This is a genomic window from Intestinicryptomonas porci, assembly GCF_033971905.1.
GTDB classification, from domain to species: Bacteria; Verrucomicrobiota; Verrucomicrobiia; order Opitutales; family Intestinicryptomonadaceae; genus Intestinicryptomonas; species Intestinicryptomonas porci.
In genome coordinates this window covers 187,780-204,326 of sequence record NZ_JALBUT010000003.1, presented here as the reverse complement: position 1 = coordinate 204,326, position 16,547 = coordinate 187,780, and the positions used below count along the sequence as shown (strand labels likewise).

At 43.1% G+C, this 16,547-nt stretch carries 15 protein-coding genes; 12 read left to right on the top strand and 3 right to left on the bottom strand.

Going from position 1 to position 16,547, the window contains the following annotated elements; all coding sequences use genetic code 11:
- Entirely contained in the window at positions 1–1,308 is a 1,308-nt protein-coding gene (locus MOX91_RS03730; RefSeq protein WP_370396737.1) for a hemolysin family protein, read from the bottom strand.
- Between the two features lie 4 nt (positions 1,309–1,312).
- Entirely contained in the window at positions 1,313–2,401 is a 1,089-nt protein-coding gene (hisC, locus tag MOX91_RS03725; protein ID WP_370396736.1) for a histidinol-phosphate transaminase, read from the bottom strand.
- A 68-nt stretch (positions 2,402–2,469) separates the two neighbouring features.
- On the opposite strand from hisC, the gene MOX91_RS03720 reads away from it, so the two are divergent.
- Positions 2,470–3,402, top strand: a complete 933-nt coding sequence (locus MOX91_RS03720; protein ID WP_370396735.1) for an SDR family oxidoreductase — start codon at positions 2,470–2,472, stop codon at positions 3,400–3,402.
- A gap of 57 nt (positions 3,403–3,459) precedes the next feature.
- On the opposite strand, the gene pyrG is transcribed toward MOX91_RS03720, so the two are convergent.
- Positions 3,460–5,046, bottom strand: coding sequence for a CTP synthase (pyrG, locus tag MOX91_RS03715; RefSeq protein ID WP_370396734.1), 1,587 nt, complete (start codon positions 5,044–5,046; stop codon positions 3,460–3,462).
- 185 nt (positions 5,047–5,231) lie between these two features.
- On the opposite strand from pyrG, the gene rpsU reads away from it, so the two are divergent.
- The 11 genes from rpsU to MOX91_RS03660 all read left to right on the top strand — a co-directional run bounded on the left by rpsU (position 5,232) and on the right by MOX91_RS03660 (position 16,541).
- Positions 5,232–5,432: a 30S ribosomal protein S21 gene (gene rpsU / locus MOX91_RS03710; RefSeq protein ID WP_370396733.1), complete on the top strand. Its 201-nt coding sequence runs from the start codon at positions 5,232–5,234 to the stop codon at positions 5,430–5,432.
- 105 nt (positions 5,433–5,537) lie between these two features.
- Entirely contained in the window at positions 5,538–6,362 is an 825-nt protein-coding gene (zupT, locus tag MOX91_RS03705) for a zinc transporter ZupT (RefSeq protein WP_370396732.1), read from the top strand.
- 290 nt (positions 6,363–6,652) lie between these two features.
- On the top strand, positions 6,653–7,066 hold the full coding sequence (gene ndk, locus MOX91_RS03700; protein WP_370396731.1) for a nucleoside-diphosphate kinase: 414 nt from the start codon (positions 6,653–6,655) through the stop codon (positions 7,064–7,066).
- Positions 7,067–7,069: 3 nt separating this feature from the next.
- Positions 7,070–7,711 carry a 16S rRNA (guanine(527)-N(7))-methyltransferase RsmG gene (gene rsmG, locus MOX91_RS03695; RefSeq protein ID WP_370396730.1) on the top strand — a complete coding sequence of 214 codons (642 nt, stop codon included), beginning with the start codon at positions 7,070–7,072 and terminating at the stop codon, positions 7,709–7,711.
- A 32-nt stretch (positions 7,712–7,743) separates the two neighbouring features.
- Positions 7,744–8,541: a 3-deoxy-8-phosphooctulonate synthase gene (gene kdsA, locus MOX91_RS03690; RefSeq protein WP_370396729.1), complete on the top strand. Its 798-nt coding sequence runs from the start codon at positions 7,744–7,746 to the stop codon at positions 8,539–8,541.
- Between the two features lie 70 nt (positions 8,542–8,611).
- Positions 8,612–10,228 carry a hypothetical protein gene (locus MOX91_RS03685; RefSeq protein ID WP_370396728.1) on the top strand — a complete coding sequence of 539 codons (1,617 nt, stop codon included), beginning with the start codon at positions 8,612–8,614 and terminating at the stop codon, positions 10,226–10,228.
- 1,214 nt (positions 10,229–11,442) lie between these two features.
- Complete coding sequence (gene mnmG, locus MOX91_RS03680) at positions 11,443–13,287, top strand: tRNA uridine-5-carboxymethylaminomethyl(34) synthesis enzyme MnmG (RefSeq protein WP_370396727.1); 1,845 nt, start codon at positions 11,443–11,445, stop codon at positions 13,285–13,287.
- A gap of 219 nt (positions 13,288–13,506) precedes the next feature.
- Positions 13,507–14,547 carry a sugar phosphate isomerase/epimerase family protein gene (locus MOX91_RS03675; RefSeq protein WP_370396726.1) on the top strand — a complete coding sequence of 347 codons (1,041 nt, stop codon included), beginning with the start codon at positions 13,507–13,509 and terminating at the stop codon, positions 14,545–14,547.
- Between the two features lie 29 nt (positions 14,548–14,576).
- Positions 14,577–15,017 (top strand): rRNA maturation RNase YbeY, encoded by a 441-nt coding sequence (gene ybeY, locus MOX91_RS03670; protein WP_370396725.1) that lies wholly within the window; start codon positions 14,577–14,579, stop codon positions 15,015–15,017.
- 1 nt (position 15,018) lies between these two features.
- Positions 15,019–15,615, top strand: a complete 597-nt coding sequence (locus MOX91_RS03665; RefSeq protein WP_370396724.1) for a hypothetical protein — start codon at positions 15,019–15,021, stop codon at positions 15,613–15,615.
- 101 nt (positions 15,616–15,716) lie between these two features.
- On the top strand, positions 15,717–16,541 hold the full coding sequence (locus MOX91_RS03660) for a hypothetical protein (RefSeq protein WP_370396723.1): 825 nt from the start codon (positions 15,717–15,719) through the stop codon (positions 16,539–16,541).
- Positions 16,542–16,547: the final 6 nt, after the last annotated feature.

Sequence of the window (16,547 nt, the reverse complement as noted above, 5' to 3'; positions counted from 1 at the left end):
TTATTTTTCCTCTTCCCCGCTTTGCGAAAGCAGCTCTATTTTGCATTCGTCTATTTTTCTAAGCCCCACCTTTTCAACGGTAATATTCATACGCGGAGACATTATCTGTATCTTTTCGCCCTCTTCGGGAAACCTTCCGAGAATGTTTGTTATAAGCCCGCCGAAAGTCGAAACTTCGTCATTGTCGAAATCCACGTTCAAAAAGTCCTCCACATTGTGGATTGCCGCAAGCCCCGCGACTTTGTAAGTGTTTTTGCCGATTTTTGAAATCGCGTTTGAAAGGTCTATGATGTCGTCTTTTATTTTCCCGACAATTTCCTCCAAAATTCCGTCGAGCGTCAATACGCCGATTATGCCCCCGAATTCGTCTTCGACAACCGCCATGTGAAGCTCGTTGCGGCGCAATTTTTTGAGCGCGTCAATGAGAGGCTCTTCGTATTTAACTTTGACGATGCCGCGCTTGATTTTCATGAGGTCAACTTCCTCGCCGTTTTCAAGAACCCTGAAAATATCCTTGATGCGCACAATTCCAAGGCAGTTGTCCAGATTTCCGTCGCAAATCGGATAGCGCGTATGCCCGTATTTTGCGGCAATTTTCAAATTTTCCGAAACCGTATCGGAAATGTCGAAAAACTGCACCTGGTTGCGCGGTATCATGACGTCCGAAATTTCAAGCTCGTTTAAGCGTATCGAATTGCGGACTATTTTTTTCGCGTATGGCGAAAGCTCGTCGCCTTCCTCTTCTTCGGTGCGCAATTTCACCAAAACGTCGATATGGTCAAACGACGCGTCGTCTTCCGAAATTCTCTTTCCGAAAAATTTTTCGGAGACCTTGCGGGCTACTATTTCAAACGGAAAAACCGCATAATAAAAAATCGAAAAGAATTTGGAGTGCCGCTTTATGGTTTTTACGGGTTCTTGAGAAGCAAAGCATGCGGACGGCAAGTCGCAAAAAATATACTGCAAAAAAAGCGTTATGAGTATTGAGAAGGCGACTATTTTTAAAGCCGTGTTGGAGCCCATCTCGGCATCGCAAAGTTTTAAAACCCCGTAAGACGCGCACACAAAGGCAAACGTTGCCACCATGAGAAAAAATCTCGCCCCGAGAGCCGCAAATATGCCGACTTTCTTGGATTTTTCTATCAGGCGCAGCTCGAATTTTGAAAGCTGCGCCTTTTCCTTTGCGTCCGCATTCTCGAAGCGCACCGCCGCAACCGCGTACGAAATCGACACAAAAGTCATATTCGCCACAAACGAAAGCATTGCGGCGGCGCCTCCCAAAAGCAGTTCTGCAAGCCCCTCTCTCATGCGCTTACAAAAGTTTGGAAAACTCGCTCAAAAAACGCTCGTTTTGCTCGGGCAAACCTATTGTGATTCTCAGCCAGTCCGGCAAACCGTAGCCGACATTCGGGCGCACGATTACGCCCGCCCTTTGAAGGGCGTCAAATTTTTTCAAGGCGTCATTAACTTTGACCATAATGAAGTTTCCGCCCTCGGAGATGTATTCAACGCCGAGTTCCTTGAATTTCTTTTCAATCTGCTCTCTGCCCTGCTTGTTCAATTTTTTGCTTTTTTCGTAAAATTCAACGTCGTCCAAAGCCGCCATCGCCGCAACTTGGGCAAGAGAGTTCATGTTAAACGGCTCGCGCACCCTGTTTATGTACGAGGCAAGTTCTTCGGAGCAATAGCCGTAGCCCGCCCTCAAACCCGCAAGCCCGTAAATTTTCGAGAATGTTTTAAGCCCTATGACATTTCTGCCTTCCGCAATCAAACCGCGAATATCAACGGGGTTATCCTGAAAGTCCCCATAAGCCTCGTCGTAGCAGAAAACGACATGTTCTGGCAAAGCTCTCACGAATTCAAAAACTTCGTTTTGCGACAAAACCGTGCCTGTCGGGTTGTTCGGATTGGCAAGAAAGACGATTTTTGTTTTTTCGTCCACAGCGTCGAGCATTTGCGACAAGTCGTAGCGCAAAGACGGCATTGGAACTTCGCGGGCTTCCGCGCCCATCAAAAGGGTTGAAAGCTTGTAAACGATAAACGACTGCGCGCCCATCACCGCGTTGTCTCCCTCGCCCAAAAGCGCGTGCGCAACAAGCTCGATTACTTCGTTAGAGCCGTTGCCGAACACAAGCTGGCTCGGATTTAAACCCATTACTTTTGAAATTTTTCTGCCCAATTCGTAGCATCCGCCGTCGGGATAGTAGTTCAAATTATCGAGGGAACGGCTGACGGCTTCGATGGCTTTCGGGCAGGGACCGAGCGGATTTTCATTGGACGCCATTTTCAAAATGCCGTCCGGGTCAAGCCCGAATTCCCTTGCGACATACTCTATGGGTTTTCCAGCCTGGTAAACAGGCTGGCTCAAAACTGATTTTCTTACAATATTTTCGATTTTCATTGCTTTGGAATTATTGACTTTGATTTTATTATTTGCAAGTTCAGATAAATTTTCTATTCATTTTATTCATGCAAATAATTTGTACAGGCGCAACAGGTCTTGTCGGCTTCAATTTCATAAAGGAAGCCGTTTCAAGGGGTCATAAGGTTACCGCAATTTCAAACAGTGCGGATTTTCCGAAAATCGGCGGCGTGGAAACCGTAAAGCTTGATTTGACAGACTTTTCGACTGTCGAACGCTTTTTTTTGGATAAATTCCCCGAAGCAATTTTAAATTGCGCCGCAATTTCAAGCCCCGCAGTCGTTGACAAAAATCCCGAACTTGCGCATATGCTTAACGCGCGGCTTCCCGAAAAGCTTGCAATGCTCGCAAACCACATGAATTCGCGCTTTATCCACATTTCAACCGACATGGTTTTTGACGGAACCTGCGCGCCGTACAAAAATACAGATGTTCCCTGCCCGTTCAACTTGTACGGACAGACAAAGCTAATGGCTGAAAATTCTGTTTTAAAATACGCCGCGCCTCTTAGCGTTGTTTTGCGCATTTCACACGTCTGCGGCAGGAGCTTGAAGCAGAACCGCTCCTTTGACGAAAAGCTCTTTTTGGCTTTTGCGCGCGGAGAAAAAGTTGAACTTCCCGACAATGAAATCAAGCGTTTTGAGCCTGCAAGCAGGGTCGGAGAACTTATAACGGAGCTTTTTGAACGTCCGAACATCAGCGGAATTTACCATTATTGCGGTTTGGACAGCCTTTCGAGGTATCAGGCGGCAAAACTCATTTGCGAAAAATTTTCGCTTGATTGCGAAAAATTCATAGTAAAAAAGAACTTGCCAAGAGACATTGATTTAAGTCTCGACATGTCATGCATATCTTCAAGGGTAAAAACCCCCGCGGTAAATTTCAGCGAAATTTTGGAAGAGATAAAAATTCCCGACAGCTGCCTGAAATGGTATGAAAATCTGACGGGAAAAACCCAAATAAAGCGGTTTAAAATTTAATTGTTTTAAAAAAAACGGCGGAAAGTTCAAATTCCGCCGTTTTTTGTTTTGTAAAAACTACTTGTTTTTGCGGTCAATCGCGCTTTTTACAAATGCCAAAAACAGCGGATGCGGCGCAAAAGGCTTAGAATGGAATTCGGGGTAGAACTGGACGCCGACCATCCACGGATGGTCTTTTTCTTCCAAAATTTCAACCAAATCGAACTTCTTGTTCACGCCTCCGACAACCATTCCCGCATTTTCGAGCTTGTTTTTAAAAGCGTTGTTAAGCTCGAAATTATGGCGGTGACGTTCGCTTGTTTCATGCTTTTTATAAGCCTCGAAAGCCTTTGTGTTTGGCTTAATTTCGCAGTCATAAGCGCCTATTCTCATTGATTTTCCGCCTTTTTGCTCTTCCATCGAGCAAACGACTGGAGCCGAAGTTTCGGGGTTGAACTCGGTTGAATTTGCGTCTTTTAAATTCAAAACGTTTCGCGCAAAATCTATCGCCATAACCTGCATGCCGATGCAAATGCCAAAGTATGGAATTTTGTTTTCGCGCGCATATTTGGCAACTTCAATGCTGCCTTCAATACCCCTGTTGCCTACGCTTCCCGCAATCAAAATACCGTCAACATCGCTTAGATATTTTTCGGCTCCGTCTCTTTCTATGTTTTCGGAATCGACTCTGACGATATTAACTTTGCAGTCATTGCCTATGCCCGCATGCGCAAGAGATTCGTAAACAGACTTATACGCGTCTTGAAGCTCAACATATTTTCCGACGACCGCAATTTTAACATTGTCTTTCGGATAGAGAATTTTCTTTACTATATCGTTCCACTTCGACATGTCGCTCTTTTTTGCGTCAATATGGAGCTTTTCCACAACCAAATCTCCAAGTCCTTCGTTTGAAAGAACTAACGGCAGTTCATATATGGAATTTTTCACGTCCTGCTCTTCTATTACCGCTTTTTGCTCTATGTTGCAGAACATCGAAAGCTTCTGGCGCATTTCCTCGCTTATGGGATGCTCTGTGCGGCAAATCAAAATATCGGGCTGGACGCCTATTTCCCGCAATTTTGCAACGCTTTGCTGGGAAGGCTTAGTCTTCAATTCTCCCGCGGCTTTCAAGTATGGGATTAAAGTTACATGGATAAACAGGACGTTTTCCTTGCCTACTTCCAGAGAAAACTGGCGGAAAGCTTCCAAAAACGGCAAGCCTTCGATATCTCCCGTAGTCCCGCCAAGCTCGGTTATTAGGACGTCGCAGTCTTTTCCCGATTCGTAAAGGACGCTCTTAATTTCGTTTGTAACATGCGGAATTACCTGGACTGTTTTGCCCTCGAAGTCTCCGCGGCGTTCCTTTTGTATTATAGATTCGTAAATTCTGCCCGAAGTCGTGCTGTTTAAGCGGCTGAGAGGGCTGTTTGTAAATCTTTCATAATGCCCCAAGTCGAGGTCTGTTTCGGTTCCGTCGTCTAAAACGTAAACTTCCCCGTGCTGAAAAGGGCTCATGTTGCCCACATCCACATTCAAATAAGGGTCGAATTTTCTTATTCTCACTTTCAAATCTCTCGTTTCCAAGAGAGCACCCAATGCTCCGCTGGTCAAACCCTTGCCCAACGACGACACAACACCGCCTGTAATAAATATGTATTTCATATGCCTTAGTAAAAATCTAATCTCCTATTTTAGCCCCGAAATCAACACATTTTTTTTTAATCCTGAAAAAATTTTTTTTATTTTGAAAAGGCTTGACGAACTTAAAATATTAACAAATACTTTCATTCCCTTTTCAAAATACGGAAAGGATTTTTTATTAAAAAAAAGAAAGGTGGTGAACAAAAATGCCGGTAGAAGTAAGAATGCGCAAAGGTGAAGCAATGGAAAAAGCATTGCGCCGCTTAAAGAAGAAGATTGACCGCGAAGGCATCATTCGCGACGTCCGTCAAAAGCGTTACTTTGAAAAGCCTTGCGAAATCAAACGCCGCAAGCGCAAGATCGCCGCTTTCAACAATATGCTCCGTCAGCGTTACGAAAATCGCTAAAAGAAGCATTTTCAAATTTGACAAGCCCTCTTTAGGGGGCTTTTTTTTTGCCCGTAAATACTTTTTTATGGTATTTTCGAAAAAATAAATCGATAATAAAATAAAATGCAGACAAACATAATCATAGCACTCGCGCTTGCGACGCTTGCCGGAAGCGCGACAATACTCGGCGGATTTCTCACGTTTTTCATAAAGAGAAATTCGTTCAAACTTCTTTCTTTCGGACTGAGCTTTTCGGCTGGCGTAATGCTTTATGTGTCTTTCATGGAAATTTTGCCCGAAGCGAAAGCATCAATCCAAAGCAACACTGATTTTTCAACCGCAAACATCGCGGCTACATCCGCATTTTTTGTAGGCATAATCCTAAGCGCATTTATCGACAAATTTTTTCCCGAACATATTTCGGGGAATGAAGTCGAAAGCAACCCGGGCAAAGAGAATTCCCAAACTTGTGTTTGCAACAGAAAGCATTTCAAAGGCAAAAACATTAAAAAAGTCGGCATTTTCACCGCTATTGCGCTCACAATCCACAATTTCCCCGAAGGACTTTCGGTTTTCATTTCAGGTGTTGAAAACATTTCTCTTGGAGCGTCCATAGCAGTTGCAATCGCTCTGCACAACATTCCCGAGGGAATTTCTGTAGCCCTTCCAATTTACATGTCAGGCGCAAGCAAGAAAAAAGCAATGCTTTACACGGCAATATCCGCTCTTGCAGAACCCTTTGGCGCGCTGTGCGGGCTGATGGTTCTAAAATTTTTCATGACGGATTTCACACTGGGAGTTTTGCTTGCCTTCACCGCGGGCATAATGGTCTATCTTTCAATAGACGAGCTTCTGCCGACGGCAAAAGAATATGAAGACAGCCATGAATCGGTTTTCGGCGTTATAAGCGGAATGATGCTTATGGCGGTTTCTCTCTCTTTATTTTAGGATACTATATAAATAAAATAAAATTAAAAATTTGTTATCTATTATTTATGCTCTGTCAATATGTCGATAAGTTTTTATTTTGCTTATAAAGACCTATATGCGCGATTTTTCATTTTCAACAATTCTTTAATTCGTTTTTAATAAATCTTCAGATATCCGAAAATTTAAGAATTATTTAAAAGTTGTTTACATAAATTTTACAAATTGCCGTCAATTTATTTACAATAGTTTAATTTTGCTTGAAAAATAAGCCGCCATTTTGAATATGTTTAACCATAAAAATAATAATTATGGAAAGAACACTAATCATATTTAAACCCGATTGCATCAAAAGGAAACTTGAAGGCAAAGTATTGGATATTTTTCTTTCAAAAGGCTTTAATTTGAAAGCCTGCAAAATGATGAAATTAGACATGGATATTTTGAGCCGCCATTACGACCATTTGAAAGACATGCCGTTCTTTCCGGGTATTGTCGATTTTATGACAAGCGACAATGTAATGGTTTTGGTTTTTGAAGCTGAAAACGCCATATCAAAAGCCCGCGAGCTTTTAGGCCCTACTGATTCAAAGAAGGCTGATAAAGGCACCATACGCGGAGATTTCGGAACAGACATGCGAATGAATGTTTGCCACGCTTCGGATTCCGTCGAATCTGCCGAAAGAGAAATAGCAAACTTCTTTCTTCCAGAAGAAATTTTTTAAGAAGTGCATACTCAGGAAGAGATTTTCGCCCGTTTTCCCGAATTAAGCCAAGAAATTCGCGAAAAATTGATGCTTTTTGCGGAGCTTCTTAAAAAGACAAACGCGCGCGTAAATTTAATATCCCGAAAAGACGAAGACGATATAGCCTACCGCCATGTCGCTTTTTGCCTTTCAATCTGCAAGTTTTTGACTCCGAACAAAGGGGCGAGAATTGCCGATGTCGGAACCGGCGGAGGTCTTCCGGGCATTGTTATGGCGATAGTCTGGCCTCAGGCTGAAATTTTTATGTTTGACGGCGTCGGCAGGAAAATAGAGGCGATATCTCAAATAATAAAAGAGCTCGGCTTAAAAAACGCAGTCGCCAAAAAAGCGAGAATAGAAGAAACCAAAGAAGTTTTCGACTATGCAACCGGGCGTTCTGTTTGCGCTCTTCCGATGTTTTTTAATTTTGTAAAAAAATCCATCAGAAAAGGCAAGGCGGGCAGCCTTGAAAACGGCGTCATATATTTTAAAGGCGGCGAGCTTGAAGAGGAGCTTGTCAAAAAAAATATTTTGCCCGACAAAGAAATGAAACTCGATGAATTTTTCGAAGACAAAAATTACGAGGGTAAAAGGCTTTTGCATTTTAAATTTTTTAAGCGTTGAAGTGCGCGGATTTTTAACTATTGTTTTTTAAGATGATTTTTGAAGAGGGAAAATTTTTACTCATAGCAGGTCCATGCAGTTTGGAGAACATGGATTTAAGCTTCCGCGTTGCGGAAAAAATCGCGCAAATTGCCCAAAAAAAGTCCGGCGAATTGAGCGTCGTATTTAAAGGAAGCTTCGACAAGGCAAACCGAACAAGCTCAAAAAGTCCCCGAGGTACGGGCATTGAAGAGGGTTTGAAAATCCTTTCTGAAGTGAACAGGCAGTTCGGGTTAAAAACAATAACCGATGTCCACGAAAGCTGGCAGTGCAAAAGCGTGGGCGAAGTTTGCGACGCCTTGCAAATACCCGCATTTTTGTGCAGGCAGACTGATTTATTGGTTGCCGCGGCAAAGACGGGAAAAGCCGTAAACGTCAAGAAGGGTCAGTTTCTTTCGCCGTATGAAATGAAGTACGTCGTTGGCAAGTTGCGCGAAAACAGCGCGTCCGAAATCTGGCAAACCGACAGGGGCACGACTTTCGGATACCAAAATTTGGTTGTGGACATGCGCTCGCTTGCAATCATGAAAGAAAACAAAACTCCCGTTATTTTGGACGCAACCCATTCTGTACAGCTTCCGGGCGCGGGAGCAGGTGTAAGTTCGGGTGAAAGAAAATATGTAAGGCTTCTTGCAAAATCTGCAGTTGCGGCGGGAGCCGACGGCCTTTTCATCGAAACGCATCCCGAACCAGAAAAGGCGCTTTCGGACGCAGCTACGCAGCTGCCGCTTTCGGAGCTTGAAGGATTGATTGATGTCTGCCTTAAAATACGCGAAGCGGCTTTTGAATAAATATTTAAAAAATCCTTTAAAAATTCAAAAAATTTGTAAAAATCAATTTTAGAAAACAAAAAATAAAAAAATGCCAGAAGAAAACACAAACCAGCCAATAGATTTGAGCGAACTCGCAAATTTGCAGTTTTCAACAGCTTGGTCTCCAAGTACGAATTATTCGGGTTTTGAAGACCGCAAGCCTGCAAGGGGCGGATTTAAAAAACGCGGCGAATTTGACGCAAAAAAGCGCGATTTTAAACGCGAAAAATCTTCAAAGTTTGAAAACGAAGAACGCAAAGGCCGCAAATTCAATTCCGACAAAAAGTCAGACAAAAAATTTGACCGACGCGACAATAAAAAACCCGCCAAAAAAGCTCCGTTCGTGTTTTCGATGGAAGTTCTTTTTTATCCCGAAGACGCTCCGTTTGCAAAGCTTGCGGACGTTATGAAGCACTTAAAGAGAACTTATCAACTATTTGATATTGCGGAACTTGTGCTTGAAAAGCCCGAAAGGTTCATAATTCTTGCCAAAAATCTTCCGCTTGAAGACGGCACGGTAAAGCCGCTTTATTGCGCCCAGCCCGCAAACATTCCTTTTGAAGATGAAGAATCTGCCAAAAAGTTTGCCCTCGAATGCCGACTTAACGAAATGTTTGAGCAGGTTGAAGTGGAAGCTGAAGCCCCGAAGGGCAGTTTTCAGGTTGTGAACAGGTGCTCTATTTCAGGAGATTTGCTCGGAGCACCGAATTGGCACAAATACGGCGAATACGTTCGCGAATACCACGCTCAGAAATTTGCAAAGATGCCTTATGAAAAATTTTTGGCATCAGTTGAAACCGTCCGCGACGAGGCATTAGTTGCGCAGTGGCTTGAGCAGATGAAAAAACGCTTGGTTTACAAGCTGAAAGACTCGGAAACTACTTTTGAAACCCGCGAAGCCGCGATGAATTACATCGCCGAACAAAAATCGGGAGAGCTTGTGAAGAGCTATGAGCAAGTCAGAATGCATGGTTCCGACATTGCAAAGCTTCCGTTCGGCTCGCGCATACGCCGCAATCTTGAAGCCGCTTGGTCCAAGCAAAAGCACTTCCCTATTGTCACGGCAAACAATTTGCGCGGAAGACTTCGCAGGGGCGGTTTTACGATTTACAAGCGCGGCTCAAAGGGCTTTGCTTTTGTCTGCGCAGTAAAGCGCAAGTTCCTTCTCGTCGGCGACAGCTTGTCCGACACTCCCCAGAAAATTTACGATTTTCTGATGGAAAACCAAGGCGTCAAAGCTTCCGCCCTGCCCTATTTATATTTGGGTTTGCAGGCGCCGCAGGATGTTTCAAAAGCCGCTACATTGGCTGAAGAACATAAAAAAGAAGCGGAAGGTGGCGCAGTTTCCGACCCTGTTTCGATAGTTGAAAACGCCGAAATAAGCGCGGAAGATTTTGCGAAAATCAAGGAAGTTTCAAACGACCTTCTCTGGCTCATTTCCGAAGGCTATGTTGTCGAATACGCCGACGGTGCTTTGCAGGCAAATCCGCGCCTTCCAAGACCCAAGGACAAGGGCGCAAAAACGATAGCTTCCGATGCCGAATCAATAGTTTTGGGCGTTGAAGACGAACCGATAGTTTCCCCCAAAGTTGCGGAAGAAACGGAAGAATGCGATGCGCATGAAGAATCTTCCGATAATTCCGAAGAGGAAAACAAATCAGAATAACCGCAAGGGTGAAAACAATTTTTTGAGGGCGCATTTTTATGCGCTCTTTTTTTTGCAGGTTGTTAGGGCAAATTGGCGTTTTTTAATATGCGGTTTTTGAAAAAATTTCACTCAATCGGCATAGTTTTCCCGAAATTATGCCATTAAATTTTGCGGCATTAAAATCTCTTTTTCATTACAATTTTTTTTGAGCATTATCGGAAAATATACGCAAAATTCATTTACGTTTTTTAGAGTTAAACAGTGTGTAGGCATTAAACATATTCGCGGAAAAATCTTAAATTCGAGAAAACATCAAACCCAAACTGCTATTATTTGATATGAGAAGTTTTCGCTTATTCCCGCCCTATTTTGTTTATTAGAGCGGCAGAAATATTCAGTATATGGCAAGCCGTTGTTTAAGATATTTGAATATTTTATGAAAGAATTTGTTCTGCGCTTCTTTTGCACAAAAAACACTTTATCCAAATTTTGCATATTTGCAAAAGGTGAAATCTTTGTTTATTGCTTGAAAGACATTGGAAAAAAATCTTTTAAGACTAAATTACCTATGAAGAGCGCAGTGAAATTTCATAAAGCTAATCAGTTTATTTTGTCGATAATTGGGTTTGCTCTTAATTTTATTTCTTTTACGAAATGTTGAATTTTTGTTTTCATAAAATGTTCCACGTGGAACATTGATTTTTTTGTTTATTCTTTTTTTTGGGAAAATAAATTTTCCCACCTTCCCCTGCCCTATTTAAAATTTAATAAAAAACAAGAAGCTGACTTTTGTACGGCGTCTTCTTCTTTTTTTTGAGTGCTGTTTAAAAACAGAGAAAAATTTGAATTTTTACAAATTTTAAAGCTTTATTTTTGAAAAACCGACAAAAATGCCTCTTTATTCTATTGAAATTTGAAATGCGACGATTTTCCCGCGGAAAATTTTTTAATAAAATCTCAAACGAATGAGATTTTGCACTTTTTCTAAAAAAAACGTAAAAATTTCTTTCAGCTCTGTTTGCGTTTTGAAAATGAGCAAATCTTTTTTATGTATGCTCCATTTTTTAAGTCTGATGTTCTACGGAATAAATGGCGGGTTTTGAAATATTTGTATTTTAAAGAAGAACCTCGCTTTTTCATAAAAATGTTCCACGTGGAACATTAAAGTTCTTCTGCAAAAAAAATGCACAATTTAGGCTTGAAAGTAAGGCAATCTGTGTAAACATAAAAAAATGCTAAAATTGGGAGAAAACGAACCTTACGGCGTGATTGTTTGCGGCGCGGGACATGCAGGGGTCGAAGCGGCATTGGCTTCGGCTCGAATGGGTGTTCCGACGCTTTTGCTTACGGGCAATTTGGACACAATCGCGCAAATGAGCTGCAATCCCGCAATCGGAGGGCTTGCAAAGGGGCATATCGTGCGGGAAATTGACGCTCTCGGCGGAGAAATGGCAATAAATGCCGACGCTTCGGGCATACAGTTCAGGGTTTTGAACGCGTCAAAAGGGCCCGCAGTCCAGGCTCCCCGCGCCCAGTGCGACAAAAAAGCCTATCAGTTCAGAATGAAGAACATTCTCGAACGCCAGCAGAATTTGGATATTTTCCAGGCGGAAGTTGTGTCTGTCATTGCCGAAAATGGAAAAATAAGGGGTGTTGGCACAAATTTGGGCGTAAATTTCTATTCTGAAACGCTGATTTTGACCACAGGCACCTTTTTGAGGGGGCTTTTGCATGTCGGGCATAATACGACGGAAGGCGGCAGAATGGGGGACTTTGCCGCAAACAAGCTTTCAGGAAGCCTCATTTCTTGCGGCATAGAGCTTGGCAGGCTTAAAACGGGAACTCCCGCGCGCGTTTTGGCGTCTTCAATCGATTTTTCAAAGTGCGCAATGCAGGCGGGCGATGAAAATCCGACGCTTTTCGCCTTTTATGACACTCGCGAGGGCGGAATGTTCCACGTGGAACATGAAAGATGGGCGAATTTTGATGGGTTTGCAAAAAACCAGATGGCGTGCTATGAAACCTACACAAACGCCGATACTGCCGCCGTTATAAAAGCCAACTTGAAAAAATCGGCAATGTACGGCGGCAAAATAGAGGGAGTGGGCCCGCGTTATTGCCCGAGCATTGAAGACAAGGTCGTGCGCTTTGCCGACAAGGAAGGGCACAGGCTTTTTCTCGAACCCGAGGGCAGGTTTACCGATGAATGGTACATAAACGGGCTTTCAACTTCAATGCCGCTCGACGTCCAAATGCAAATTTTAAAGACAATTCCCGGTCTTGAAAATGTCCGCATAACGCGCCCTGCTTACGCGGTCGAGTACGACTATGCGCCGCCTACGCAGCTTAAAGCTACTCTCGAGTCTAAAATCGTTGACGGATTGTTTTGTGCGGGGCAGATAAACGGCACAAGCGGTTATGAAGAAGCGGCGGGGCAGGGGCTTGTTGCAGGAATAAACGCCGCAAGCAAGGTTTTGGGTAAAGACCCTCTGATATTGCGCAGGCACGAAAGCTACATCGGCGTATTGATAGACGATTTGGTTACAAAAGGAACTTTCGAGCCTTACAGAATGTTCACAAGCCGCGCCGAATACCGCCTGCTTTTAAACCACACGAGCGCGGAAATCAGGCTTTATCCGCATGCAAAAAAATACGGCTTGATTGGCGATGCCCGCGCAAAGAACATCGAAAAGAAAATTGAAAATGTTGCCCGCTGGTGTTCGCTTTTGGAAAATTCAAAGGACGGCATGGCGTTAAAGCGCGAGGGCGAAGCATATTCAAAAAATCTCCCTTCGGACTTTCAAACGCTTTCTTCGGAAACCCGCGCAGAGATTTTGTACAGGGTCATTTACAAGGGGTATTTGGATAGAGAATTAAAGCAGATTGCCCGCATGGACAAGCTTGAAACCCTCAAAATTCCCGAAAATACCGACTATTCCAAGCTGAAAGGGCTCCGCACCGAAGCGGCGCAAAAGCTTGCCAAATTCCGCCCGCTGACGGTTGGGCAGGCATCGCGCATATCCGGAGTTTCGCCCGCTGACGTCAATGTAATCGTAATTTCAGCTTGCGGAAGGTAATTTGCGCAAAACCGTAAAATTTTTAAATCCCGATGCTTGTCGGGATTTTTTTATTATTTTATGATATTTTACATTCTAAGCGAAAACATGGCTTTGAATTTACGCAAAGAAATACATTGGAATATTTAAAATAACCGCTTGCAGGGGCATTATGCAAACTTTGCTCTTTGTGCAAATTTTGCGTTTGACGAAAAAGGGCCGATATTAAAGACTGTGAGAATGTCAAACAAACCAGTCATTGCGCTTTCAACAAGCTATTTCCGCCAAGATTATTCCGACGGATACGAGATGCTTTGCAAGTGCGCGGAGCTTGGCTTTGAATATGTGGAGCTTGGGCATAACACCACGGTTAATTTGGTTCAAGGCATTTTGAAGGCGGTAAAAGAGGGCGTTGTAAAAGTTTCTTCCCTTCACAATTTCTGCCCTGTGCCGCCGTTTGCGAGGCCGCCTGCCCCCAATTTGTATTCGCCCGCCACTTCTTCAAAAATAGAAACTTCGCAGTGGCGCAGGCATACTTTGAATACGCTTTCGCTTGCGAAAGAAACGGGGGCTTCACGCGTTGTGATGCACTCAGGCGCGCTTGCGTACTTCTTTTTAAATCCCAAATTTTCGCTTATGGAAAGCTGGGATAGGGTGCAAAACGCAAGACTTTCATTGGAAGATTTGAAAGGGGAATTTTCGGGCGGAGAGCTGTCGGAAGGCGAAAAAAATTCGCGCATAAAATCCCTTGAAGAAAATTTAAAACTTTTGCAGTCCGCCTACCAAAAGAATCTCTCTAAATTTATTTCAAAATCAGAAAAGAAAGCGGTTAAGTTTCACAAGCGCATTTTTGAAAATTTAAAAGGCATAGACGGAGATTTTTCCAATGCCGGAATTTTGCTTGGTGTCGAAAACCGCGACGGTTATATTGAATTGCCTTTTGACACGATGTTTGCGGATTTCACACAGTCTCTTGCAAAGGAACTGACGAATGTACGCCCCTGGATAGACATAGGGCATGTAAAGGTCAAGTCGCTTAGGGGAGTTATTGACTTTGAAAGCTTTGTGGAAGAGGCAAGCCCAAATGTTTGCGCATGGCATTTGCACGACTGCAACTTGTCATGCCACGACCACCGCGCCATTGGCGACGGAGACATAGATTTTAATTTCGTAAAAAAATTCTTTAAGCCTGAAAGCCAGATTTTCACGCTCGAGCTCAACTATCGCGTAAAGGAGGAAGACGTGGTTTCTTCGCGCAAAAAAGTGGAGGATATGTTTTGAAAAAGTTAAGGGAAGTGCAAGTTTGCAATATGAGCGAAATCGCAGGCTTTAAGCCGAGCCGAGTAGTTAGGCTTGTCCGAATTTTGGACGAGCGAATGCCCGAAAATTTGCGCGCGCCCGAAGGCTCGCTTTCGATTGCGGTAATGGACGACGAAGCTCTTGCGAAAATCCATGCGGATTTTTTGAACGACCCGTCGAAAACCGATGTCATTACTTTTGAAGGCGGAGGGGAAGAGGGCTTTGCGGGCGAAATTTGCGTAAGCGCGGAGCGCGCCCTGGAAAAGGCGTCGGAATTTAACAATACGCCTGACGCCGAGCTTTGCCTTTACATTGCGCACGGAATGCTGCATTTGGCGGGCGTTGACGACATCGCGCCCGAAGACGCCTTAAAAATGCGCGCGGCGGAGGCGGTTGCCGCAAAAATCATAAAAGAGGCATTTCGCGCCCCTGTTTTCACTTTTAACAAATAGGGTGGCTGAAAGCATTACAGGCATTGTCTTGGACAAGTCCCTAAGGGGCGAGAGCGGGATATTGTTTAAAATATTTTCCGAAGAAGAGGGCTTGCGCGTTCTCTACAAGAGGGCGGGGCAGAAGAAGACTTCGCATCTTCCAGATTTGTTTGACGAAATTTGCGCCGAATGCGAAAAGTCGAAAACTGGCGATATGCTTTTTTTGAAAGACTTTGAGCTGTTGAAATCGCATTCTGAAATTGCGAATAATTATGATAGTTTTAAAACCGCCTGCGAAATTTCCAAATGCGCGCTTAAAAACGCCGCCTATCTTGAAGAGTTTTCAAAGTTCCACAAAATCCTTGCCGCGTCTTTCGATGCGATAAATTCAGGGGCGGACGCGCAGTGCGTCTTTATAAAATATCTGTATGTTTTTATGCGCAGCGAAGGCTATCCGATAAAGGAAGATTTTGCGGCAAGCCTGACTCTTGGCGAATTTGAAACGCTTAAAGAAATACTTTCAACTCCCGCCTTGCAGTTAAAAAGCAAAGACGCCGAGCCTGTTCTGAAAAAAATGCAAAACTGGATAAAATCGAATACCTCCGTCATCTTGGATTAAATTTGCGCCAAGCGGCAACTTTTGTAAAAAAATAAAAATTTTTTATTTCACACGGGAGATTTTTCCTAAAAACGCGAAATATGTTGTGGACCACATATTTTATGAATACAGAAGTAAATTTTTCCATTCAAGAAGAGCAAGTCGCAATTCCAAATTATTTGCGTTTTAACAAAAAAGTAGCATGGGTTGCTTTTGCAACGTCAGTATTGTTTTGCAACGATTCTTTTTCAAGTACGGTAGATGAAGGAAACATAATTGCGTACATAATTTGTTTGATTGCTTTGGTTGCAAACTTTCATTTCATTTTTTCGATAGTTGCAGAGCAGGCATATTCGTATAAAGAAAAGGGAACGTATGATTGGCGTCCGCTTGGCATAATTGTCGGGGCAACCCTTTTATCTTTTTTGTGGGATCCATTTGAGTTATTATCATTTTGTGCTGTATTCTTTCCCGAGAGAATTACGGCGGAAGAGACATCAAAATCCACGCTGTCTTTCGTAAAAAAAGCGTCGTGGATATCAACCATTAGTTTTTTTGTGCTTATCGTCATATTCGGCTTCGATTCAAAAGAATTTACTTACGATGAGTATTACGAAGAGATAAATAATACTGTTTTAGCGAACAAACAGCGCATATATGAAAATGTTCATCATCCGTTTGGTAGTTGCAATTCTGCGCAAGTTAAAAATTTAAACATTGAATTGGATGGAAACATTCCTAAAAGTATTAGCTATGAAGTCGAACTATTTTGGAAGACTTTGGTAACGTCGAACGGATATACAAGGATTTCCATAAAAGAAGTTTATAATTATAATACAAAGCAGTATGAAACGGCAAGGTGCGAAGTTGTTAAAACAAACGGACAGTTGTCGGGAGATTTTTGGTGGGATGTAGGCTGGGGTATAGGCACTATGCTGATTTTATAAATAAAA

Coding starts and splice junctions, on each gene's coding strand:
- MOX91_RS03730 (WP_370396737.1), bottom strand. CDS start 1,308: ATGAGAGAGGGGCTTGCAGAACTGCTTTTGGGAGGCGCCGCCGCAATG.
- hisC (WP_370396736.1), bottom strand. CDS start 2,401: ATGAAAATCGAAAATATTGTAAGAAAATCAGTTTTGAGCCAGCCTGTT.
- MOX91_RS03720 (WP_370396735.1), top strand. CDS start 2,470: ATGCAAATAATTTGTACAGGCGCAACAGGTCTTGTCGGCTTCAATTTC.
- pyrG (WP_370396734.1), bottom strand. CDS start 5,046: ATGAAATACATATTTATTACAGGCGGTGTTGTGTCGTCGTTGGGCAAG.
- rpsU (WP_370396733.1), top strand. CDS start 5,232: ATGCCGGTAGAAGTAAGAATGCGCAAAGGTGAAGCAATGGAAAAAGCA.
- zupT (WP_370396732.1), top strand. CDS start 5,538: ATGCAGACAAACATAATCATAGCACTCGCGCTTGCGACGCTTGCCGGA.
- ndk (WP_370396731.1), top strand. CDS start 6,653: ATGGAAAGAACACTAATCATATTTAAACCCGATTGCATCAAAAGGAAA.
- kdsA (WP_370396729.1), top strand. CDS start 7,744: ATGATTTTTGAAGAGGGAAAATTTTTACTCATAGCAGGTCCATGCAGT.
- MOX91_RS03685 (WP_370396728.1), top strand. CDS start 8,612: ATGCCAGAAGAAAACACAAACCAGCCAATAGATTTGAGCGAACTCGCA.
- mnmG (WP_370396727.1), top strand. CDS start 11,443: ATGCTAAAATTGGGAGAAAACGAACCTTACGGCGTGATTGTTTGCGGC.
- MOX91_RS03675 (WP_370396726.1), top strand. CDS start 13,507: ATGTCAAACAAACCAGTCATTGCGCTTTCAACAAGCTATTTCCGCCAA.
- ybeY (WP_370396725.1), top strand. CDS start 14,577: ATGAGCGAAATCGCAGGCTTTAAGCCGAGCCGAGTAGTTAGGCTTGTC.
- MOX91_RS03660 (WP_370396723.1), top strand. CDS start 15,717: ATGAATACAGAAGTAAATTTTTCCATTCAAGAAGAGCAAGTCGCAATT.